This is a genomic window from Armatimonadota bacterium (assembly GCA_020354555.1).
Lineage (GTDB): Bacteria > Armatimonadota > Hebobacteria.
Genome location: CP070648.1, coordinates 1,653,477 through 1,662,507, shown reverse-complemented (window position 1 = coordinate 1,662,507; position 9,031 = coordinate 1,653,477). Strand labels below are relative to the sequence as shown.

At 67.0% G+C, this 9,031-nt stretch carries 9 protein-coding genes; 4 read left to right on the top strand and 5 right to left on the bottom strand.

The features are described from left to right. From JSV65_06745 to JSV65_06730, 4 genes are all read left to right on the top strand, one after another. Positions 1–475 (top strand): 3-dehydroquinate synthase (locus JSV65_06745; GenBank protein ID UCH36046.1); only part of this gene is annotated, 475 nt, incomplete at its 5' end. A 63-nt stretch (positions 476–538) separates the two neighbouring features. Further along, positions 539–1,222 carry a histidinol phosphate phosphatase domain-containing protein gene (locus JSV65_06740; GenBank protein ID UCH36045.1) on the top strand — a complete coding sequence of 228 codons (684 nt, stop codon included), beginning with the start codon at positions 539–541 and terminating at the stop codon, positions 1,220–1,222. A gap of 14 nt (positions 1,223–1,236) precedes the next feature. Next, positions 1,237–2,412 carry an MFS transporter gene (locus JSV65_06735; protein UCH36044.1) on the top strand — a complete coding sequence of 392 codons (1,176 nt, stop codon included), beginning with the start codon at positions 1,237–1,239 and terminating at the stop codon, positions 2,410–2,412. 106 nt (positions 2,413–2,518) lie between these two features. Next, the gene (locus JSV65_06730; GenBank protein UCH36043.1) at positions 2,519–3,745 is read left to right on the top strand and encodes a hypothetical protein; all 1,227 of its coding nucleotides are present in this window, start codon (positions 2,519–2,521) and stop codon (positions 3,743–3,745) included. Between the two features lie 27 nt (positions 3,746–3,772). On the opposite strand, the gene JSV65_06725 is transcribed toward JSV65_06730, so the two are convergent. The 5 genes from JSV65_06725 to JSV65_06705 form a co-directional block, all read right to left on the bottom strand. Then, the gene (locus tag JSV65_06725) at positions 3,773–4,849 is read right to left on the bottom strand and encodes an exo-alpha-sialidase (protein ID UCH36042.1); all 1,077 of its coding nucleotides are present in this window, start codon (positions 4,847–4,849) and stop codon (positions 3,773–3,775) included. Continuing rightward, a complete protein-coding gene (locus tag JSV65_06720) occupies positions 4,836–5,777 on the bottom strand; it encodes an aldo/keto reductase (GenBank protein ID UCH36041.1) in 942 nt (313 codons plus the stop codon). The genes JSV65_06725 and JSV65_06720 overlap by 14 nt, the downstream gene beginning before the upstream one ends. A gap of 9 nt (positions 5,778–5,786) precedes the next feature. Next, the gene (locus tag JSV65_06715) at positions 5,787–6,572 is read right to left on the bottom strand and encodes an SDR family oxidoreductase (protein UCH36040.1); all 786 of its coding nucleotides are present in this window, start codon (positions 6,570–6,572) and stop codon (positions 5,787–5,789) included. A gap of 12 nt (positions 6,573–6,584) precedes the next feature. Then, positions 6,585–8,579, bottom strand: coding sequence for an alpha-galactosidase (locus JSV65_06710; GenBank protein UCH36039.1), 1,995 nt, complete (start codon positions 8,577–8,579; stop codon positions 6,585–6,587). Positions 8,580–8,675: 96 nt separating this feature from the next. Continuing rightward, the coding region (locus JSV65_06705) for an aldolase (GenBank protein UCH36038.1) at positions 8,676–9,031 on the bottom strand (356 nt) is incomplete at its 5' end.

Genomic DNA, 9,031 nt, shown 5'->3' with positions numbered 1-9,031 from the left:
CGAGGCGCGCCGCAGGCCGTTGCTGCGCCGCGACCCGGCAGTGTTGCTGCATGTCGTGCGGCGGTCGTGCGAGATCAAAGCCGACGTCGTGGGCCGGGATGAGACGGAGCAAGGGCTGCGCGCCATTCTCAACTACGGCCACACGTTCGCGCACGCCCTGGAGACGTGGGGCGGGTATCGCGCCTATCGGCACGGCGACGCGGTGGCGATCGGAATGGTGGCCGCGGCAGGATTGTCCGAGCGCCGGGGTTGGCTCAGAGCGGACGACGTGAGCCGCATGCGGGCGCTGCTCGAAGGACTGCGCCTGCCGGTGCGCGCGGCCGACGCTCCCGCGGCCACGTTGCTCGAGATCATGGCGGCTGACAAGAAGGCTCGCGGCGGGCGGCTGCGCTTCGTCTTGCCGCGCGCCATCGGCGATGTCGAGGTGGTTGATGACGTTCGACCGGACGAGGTGACGACTGCGCTCGCAGAGTGAGCGCGCGGCACGGAGTTGAGGTCAAGACCTGCGAACCCGCGCAATACGGAACCGGATACCGACATGCTCTATGACTTCCACACCCACACGTTTCTCAGCGACGGCGTGCTGGCGCCGATCGAGTTGTTACGGCGAGCCGTCGTCAGCGGCTACACGGGGATCGGTGTCGCCGATCACGCGGGCCCGGGAACCATGGAGCTGTGCATTGGCGCTGCGCGCAAGGACTGCGAGTTGGCGGCGAAGCACTGGGGGATTATCGCCGTCGCCGGCGTCGAACTGACGCACGTTCCCGCGGCGAGCGTCGCCGAACTCGCGCGTGCGGCCAAACAGGCCGGCGCGCTCTTCGTCGTCGTGCACGGGGAATCGCCCGTCGAGCCGGTTGAGCCGGGCACCAACCTCGCGGCCGCGCGCTGCCCGGACGTGGACATCATCGCCCACCCCGGTCACATAACCGCCGAAGCCGCCGCGGCCGCCGCGGCGAACGGCATCTTCCTCGAGATCACGGCTCGCCAGGGCCACAACCGCGCCAACGGCCTCGTCTGTCAAGTCGGGCGCGAGGCGGGTGCCAAGTTCCTCATCAACAGCGACGCCCATGAGTCGGCCGATCTGTTTTCACGAGAGAAGGCGGAGTCGGTCGCCCGCGGCGCCGGCCTGAGCGATGATGAGGCACTTCGGGCGCTCGAGGGCAACCCGCAGGAGTTGCTCCGGCGCATCGGTGCGACGGCCGATCGCGGACAACGCGCGTGACGTCCGGCGCGCCGATGACGCAGCGTATCAAGCTGAATCGCGACCTCGCCGTCCTCTCCGCCGCGTTCCTGTTCATCTTCATGGGCACGGGCGCGCTTCAGCAGTTCCTCATTCCGTATCTGGAGCAAACGACCACCTGGGGTCCCATGTGGTCATCGCTGATCCTGGCCACGGTGTACCTCGGTTTCGTCGTGTGGCGGCTGCTCGGCGGGTACTCGATTCGCGCTCTGGGCGACTACTGGGCGATCGTGGCCGGGGCGACGATGTACACGCTGTTCGCGGTTGCCGTGCTGGCGTACCCCCGCCTGTGGGTGCTGCTCGCGGCGGCGTTCGCGTGGTCGTGGGGCGCGGCCTTGTTGTGGATCACGAGCAGCGCGCACGTTCTCGACGCGTCGCGGCGGGAACACTACGGGCGCTCGGCGGGGATCTTCTATTCGGCGACCCACGTCGGCTTCGTGGTCGGCCTGACCGTCCTCGGCTTGCTGCTGCGGCAGTTCGGCGGCCGCGGGATGCTCATCGGCGCCATCGGCATGACGGCCCTCGGCAATATCATCTGCCTGTTCGTGCCGCGCCGCGATTTCCCGCGGGAGCTGCCGAGCTTCTCCGCGGTCCTCAGGTTCGCCGTGAGCGGCGTCGGGCGCATCGTCGCGGTGATTCAATTCGCTGCCGCGATCGGCTACGGGCTGCTGCTCGGCGTATTCGCGTCTGCGATCGAGCAGGACTACGGCATCCAGTTCGTTGCCGCGATTACGATGGCGTTTTACGTCCTGCGCGCGGTCATGAGCCCCTTCGTTGGGGTGCTGTCGGATCGCCTCGGGAGGGGACGGGTCATGGCAGGCATCTTCGCCGTCAGCGGGGCGGCGCTGTTGATCCCGGTTGTGCTGCCCGGCGCCGCGGCGCTCGCCTTCGCGGCGGCGATTCTCGGCGCGCTGACGGCAACCGTGCTCGCGGGCGTGCTCGCCTTGGTTGGCGACAGCGCCGAATCAACCTCGCGCCAGGCGATGATAGCGGGGCTGTACGTGTGGCGCGACCTCGGGGTCGGCGTGACGATCCTGGTCGGGCAGTACGTGCGCATCCTGTTCCATGGCTATCAGGCGGCATTCCTGCTGTTCGCCATGACCTTCTTCCTCTGCGCCTGGCTCAGCACCAGGCTCGAAGGGGTCGGCGCACACGCCGGCGCCGGCGGCTGAACTGTGCAAACCTGCTGCGACCGGCGCGACGGCGTTGCGTACGGCAGGACAACTTTCGGGGTGAGTCGAAGGCAATCCCCATCATCATCAAGCTGTGGAGGTCGAATTGGAAAGAGCACCTGACGGATACTTCCTCGCTCAGTACTACCTTGAAACGAGAGGTGACATGCGCGCGGCGGCGGAGAAAATCGCCTCCGAGGAAACCACCGGCAACTGGGTCGGGGAGGGCGAACCCACCGAGTTGTTCAAGCGCAGCCGGGGCGAACTCTACCGACTCGACGACATCGAGCCCGGCAAGGCGATGGCGACGATTGCCTACCCGCTGAGCAACATGCCCGTCGACCCATACTTCATCCCCGCGTTCTGGCTGTTCATGACGGGCGGGCCGCTGTTCGAGCGCATGTTCGTGGACTCCGTGCGCATGGTGGATTTCGCGCTGCCCGACGAACTGCTGGCACAACTGCCGGGACCGAAGTTCGGGATGAAGGGGTGCCGCGAGTTCCTCGGTCTCGGCCCGGATGATCTGGTTACCGCTACCATCGTCAAGCCCTGCGCCGGCCTGAGCGCGCGCGAGGTGGCCGACAAATGCCGCGAGGCCGCCCTCGGCGGGATTGATTTCATCAAGGACGACGAGAAGATGAACAATCCCGACTACTGCCCGCTGCAGGAGAAGGTGCGCCTCGTCGCGCAGGCGCTGAAGGAGGCGGAGCAGGAAACCGGGCGCAAGGTTATCTACTGCCCGCACATCAGCACGCGCCCGGATGTCATCGCGGATGCAGCGCGCCGCGCCGTGGACAACGGCGCCACCGGCCTCATGATCAACTGCTTCGCGACGGGCTTCGCGGCGATTCAGATCCTGGCCGAGCGCGCGGACCTGCCGGTCCCGATCTACGTCCATACCGGCGGGCGCAGCGCGTGGGGACGGTTCCCCAACTTTGGCGTCGACCTCAAGGTGGTGGCGCGGATGGTTCGTATGCTGGGCGGGGACTTCATGCGCGCGCACATGATTGACGGGTATCTCATCGCCGACACGCGCGAGCGCTCGATCGAGCTGGTCGAGCTGTTCCGCGAGCCGATGGGGAAGCTGCGCGACATGGTGCCGGCGCTGTCGGGTGGCCTCGGCGCGGACAACATCGTGCAGAACCTCGAGGCCTACGGGGTGGACATCCTGCCCATGGCAGGCGGCGCGATTCTCGATCATCCCATGGGCATTCAGGCCGGCGTGCTCGCTTTGCGCCAGGCCGCCGATAGCTGGCGCAAAGGGGTGCCCCTGGACGAGTACGCGAAATCGCAGCCGGAGCTGGCAGCCGCCCTGAAGAAGGCGAAGAAGTAGACTCCCTTCGCTCGCGGACGCGGCGGATTAGTGCAGCGCGATGAACGCCGCGAGGATGCGGTTGGGGCCGGGCTCCAGTTCGGTGCCGCAGAATGACGACGCGGAGTAGGTGAGAAGCAGACGCCCGGGCGCGATGTGCTCGACGCTGGTGTAGCCGCAGCCGATCCCGGCGTACACATCCAGACGGTCGGTCCAGCTGGCACCGGTGCCGGTGCGATCCACGAGCACATGCACGCCCGGACGCCCGTAGGTCAAGACCAGCGGGCCGTCCGCCGTCAGACACAGATCGGGGTTCACTCCGCGCGCGCCGACCCGCACCGGCACGCTCCAATCGCGCCCGCCGTTGACCGACCAGCACTGGTACAAGTCCTCGCCCGACCCCGTTCGCATGACGCACAACAGCCGCCCGTCGCGTAGGTGAACCATCACCGGCTCGCAGAATCCTTCGCTGCCCACCTCGGGGTCGTAGGCAATCGTGCTCAGATACTGCCACGATTGCCCGCGATCGTCGGAGGCCAGCGCGAAGCTGCGATACCGGGCATCTCCCTCGCGTTTGCCGTATCCCGTCGCGAGCAGCCGCCCGTCTGGCTGCTCGACGATGCTCCTGTGGAGCACGAACGTGCCGTCGAAGGGGAACGTCAGCGGCGCCTTCTCCGGCCCGACCCACGATTCCCCGCGGTCGGCCGAACGATAGGTTACCGCGCGGTACGACCCCTCCTCGTGCACGATTCGGAAGCCCAACGACAGCATGCTGCCGTCGAAGAGCTGCGCCAGGCACGGCCCCGCGCGCCCCACGTATGACTCCCACGTTGCGCCGCCGTCGCGCGACCGCCGCCAGCGTCCGCGCTCCGTCTTCGTATGCACGCCTTCGCTGTGCGACAAGAGAAGGTCGCCATTGTCGAGCCGGTGAAGGAACGGGAAGTTCAGATGATCAACCGACTCGGCGACGGTCACCGTGCTCTCGATCCGTGGTCGCGTCACCGCATCTCCTGCGGTGCCTGCGGCAAGCACAAAGACGGCAATCGCCGCGCACAGGCCTCGTATCATGTCGCAGCCTCCTGGGTATCCGAGGTTCAGCAGGTCGGTCAGACTATCTGCCGGCATGTGGCGCATCTCCCGCGAACCACTGGCTCGGCATCAGCACGCGATCCGGCAGATCCGGGACCGCGCCGGCGATCGTCTCCATCAACACCGCGTCCAGCGGGCCCTTTGCGAAGAGCGTGAGGTTGTTTCGCATCTGCGCCACCGTCTCGACTCCCACGACCGCACACGTCATTCCGGCAATGCCAAGGACGTAACGCACCGCCAACTCTGCCAGACTCATGCCGGCTTCGGCGGCGACGGCGGCCAGCTTGCGTCGAATCGGGGTCGCCTCGCGAAGCTGAGGCGGGATGTCTTCCTCCGGCATCAGCAGCAGCCCCTGGAGGTACACGCTGCGCGCGAAGACCGCCGTCCCGCGCCGCCGCGCCTCCGCCAATACGCCCTGGCGCACGAAACGCTGATCGAGCAGATTGACAGGCAGCTGTATCGCCTCTGCCGGTCCCGAGCGGAGAATCTCCGCCGTGGCCTCGGGCGTCATCACCGAGGCCCCGATCAACCGCACCGCGCCGTTGTCTCTCAGCTTGGCCAGGCAATCAGCGTATCGGAAGTCCTGCTCCAGGTGGAACAGGCAGATCGGCAGGGCATCCAGGCGCAGGGCGCGCAGCGAAGATGCGACGGACTCCTCGATCATCCGCGACGCCTGCCGGCGCGAGGCCGCCCCTGTCAGGTGCTGAATCTTCGTTGCCACGACGACGCGTTCGGCAATCCCCAGCTCCGCCAGCGCTCGGCCGAGCACCTCCTCGCTTGCACCATAGGCGGCCGCGGTGTCGAAGCAATTGACGCCACCTTCGTACGCGCACGCAATGATCGCTCGCGCCGTTTCGTACGACGGCTGACCGCTGCGGTTGGCGATGCCGTAGGGCATCCCCAACTGCACCGTGCCGAGCATTAAGCCGGACAGCGTCAAATCGCCGAGCGTGGTGGCGCGCATGGAGACCTGCTACTTCGCGGTGTATCCGCCTTCCACCGGAATGTTGGCGCCGGTGATGTATGCCGACGCGTCCGATGAGAGGAACACGATGACGCCCATGAGGTCGGTCTCGTTGGCCAGTCGCCCGAGGAACGTGCGCTCGCTGTACTGGCGCACGAACGTCTCGGGCATCTTCGCCGTCCACAGACCGCCGGGGCTCACGCAGTTGCACCGCACACCGCGCGCCCCGTAGTAGCTGGCCATGAATCTCGTGAAGTTGATCATCCCGCTCTTGTGAAAGAAGTAGTCGGGGTACCAGCCGCTCATCTCCGTCCCCTCGTAAATCGCCGGGTCGGGCGCGATCATGCCGTGGATGGACCCGATGTTAATGACGGCTCCGCTTCCTTGCTCCGCCATGACGTCGCCGAACGCGCGAGTGATGACGAACAGGCCGGTGGCATTGACCTGCATGCTCTCGGCAAAGGTCGCGGCGTCGTCGCGGTAGCCCTGCTTCATCGGCCGCAGCACCGCGTTGTTGACCAGGACGTCGAAGCGATCGCTGTGGCGCAGGACGTCGTCGCGCAGGGCGAGGATGGATGCCTCCTCGCCCTGATCGTATTGCAGGGCCGTGACGTCGCGGCCGGCCGCGCGGTGCTCCGCCGCGAGGGTCTCCAGCGCCGCGAGATTGCGCGACGCGACGAAGGTCCGTGCACCCGCCTCCGCCAGCGCGGCCACGATCTGCCTCCCGTAGAGGCCCGCTCCGCCAGTCACCAGCGCCACCCTACCGTCCAGGGAGAATCGCTCAAGTATGCCCACTGGTCTCGCTCCTCATTCCGCAAGTCGCCTGTACAGAATCAGCGCCGACCCCGGCTGCTCGGCAATCTCAATTGCGATACCGGCTCCCATAAGGTCGCGGCCGGCGTACGTCGTCGCGCCGCCGCCGTCGCGCGATCGGACCTCGTAGCGCACCGCCGCATCGAGACCGCGCAGCACTGCCTGCATCCGTACGAATGGGCTGTGCTCGCGCCGCAGCGCCAACACCATGCCCTCACCGAGGTCCGGCCGGTCGAACTGCCAGGCCGCCCACGCATCATCCGCCAGCGTGAACGACAGCAGCGGATGGAAATCACCGTAGAAGTACTGCCGCACTGCGCGTTGCTCGGCCACGCTGTCGCGCAGCCATTGCGGCGGAAACGGCGGGGGCGGGTCGCGCTCGAACGCGTTCGTACTCAGCACCATCCCCGGCCCGAGGGCGCTGCGGAACGCATATGAATCGGGCCGGTCGCAGCAGCCCGTGCTCAGCGGCGCCCACAGCGCAAGCCCGTGCGTCTGCCCTTGCATCGCCGTCGCCGGGAAGCCCTGCCAGCACTGCACATCGCTGCGCCACAGCGGAATGCTGCGCGAGATCGTCTCGAGATCCATACGCCGGCCGCCGCTCGCACAGTTGTCAATCATCAGGCCGGGATGGCGCGCCAGCAGATCGTCCCACATCGCGTAGAGCCCCGCGATGTGGCGCATCTCGCTCATGCCGATGCGGTCGGGAGTGTCCGACGCCTCCCAGTACGGCGCCGGCTGCATGTTGAAATCTTGGCGGTAGATCGTGACGCCGCTCTCCTCGATGATCGAGGAAATGAGATCGGTCAGCGCCAGGCGCGCATCGGGCAGGCCCAGGTCAAACAGGTAGCTGTCACCGATCGGCCCCAGCAGCCACTCCGGATGCTCGCGGGTAAAGCGAGTGCCCTTGAACACGCGCTCCGCTTCAACCCACAGCACGAAGCCGAATCCCATCTCGCGCAGCGCGCGGCCGATTGGCGCCAGCCCCTCGGGGTACGCGTTCGGGTTCGGCCACCAGTCGCCCACGCGCTGCGCCCAGGTGCTGTTGAAAACGGTCGAGTCCCCCTGCAGTGCTCCGTCGCCGTACCACCCGGCGTCAATCCAGAACGCGTCCAACTCGATCCGATTGTCCTTGAACCACCGCGCCTTGGCGATCTGCTGGGCTGCCGTGTTCTCGCCCCAGACGGCAAACGATATCGGCGCGGTCAACTGCCCGCCGTCCGGCCGCGGCGTGTGATGCGCGAGGATGAGCCTCCGCAGCATATTGTGGCCGTGCAGCCGGTCGCCGTCCCAGAACAGAAGCAGGATCCGGGGAGTCCGTATCTCCTCGCCGGGAAGAAGCTTGACGCGGGTGCGCGGCATCCCGGCGCGGGCGCGGATCGAACCGTCGGCATCGCGCCCGAACCAGGCCTCCCAGCCACCGGTCCATCCGATGGCGCCTATCACCCCGTGGTCGCCCATCTCGAGGTTGAAGAATGGCAGCGCGCCGTCTGAGCTTCGTCCGCCGCAGGCCGCCAGGTGCGCCTGTGCCTCGGCCGGCAGCGGTGTCTCCTGCGGCGCGAAGTCATCCCGCGCGCACTGACTGCCGAGAGCATGATGCAGGCAGCACGGCGTCTCCCGCGCGGCCGCGAAAGCGACATCGAGAGGCCGGATGTCCGAGATGACCGGCGTCGCGCCATCGCCGGCGTTCCTGAAGTACGCCACCCACTCAACGGCGGGAAAGTCGGCAAAGGTCGTGACTTCGCAGCGGAGTTCCAACCGCGTCTTGGGCTCGGTGAGAATGAGCGTCCGGCATGTCGCGGACGCCGCGCATTCGCCCTCGACCCATTCAACTTTCGCCCCGAGCAGGAAGGCGAGGGCGTGCTCGCCGGCATAGTCAAACGATATCGGGAACCGGTGATCTCTCGCCGCCGCTGCGGGCGACCGGAAGGAATCCTCGAACCACCGTTCGGCTGTGGACAGCTCCTGTTTGCTCGGAGCACCGCTCATCGTGTCGTTCCCTTCGCGCCGCCTGTCATGTCCCGATCGCCGACCGCCCGTTGCCTGGCCTTCCCGGGTGGTCGGGGACATCAAGCAGGGCGCGCCTCATCGCTTCAGCTTCTCGTACTCCGCCGCAAGACCTTTGCAGTACTGGCTGAGACCGACTACGTCAGCGCCGAGGTTGATGAAACGATATCCCATGCCGACCAGTTCCGCCAGATTCTCGGGCGCACCGACCGTCCCGGCAACCTTGCCGGTCCGCGCGCACGCCTCGGCGATGCGTCGGCGGGTTTCCGCGATCCTGGGGTGATCCCACTGCCCCGGCGCGCCGATGCTGTGGCTGAAATCACCGGGGCCGAAGAAGATGACGTCAATCCCCTCCAGCTCCGCGATCGCCTCGAGTTCATCGAGCGGCTCGGGGTCCTCGATCTGGATGATCACGAAACGCTGCTCGTTCGCTT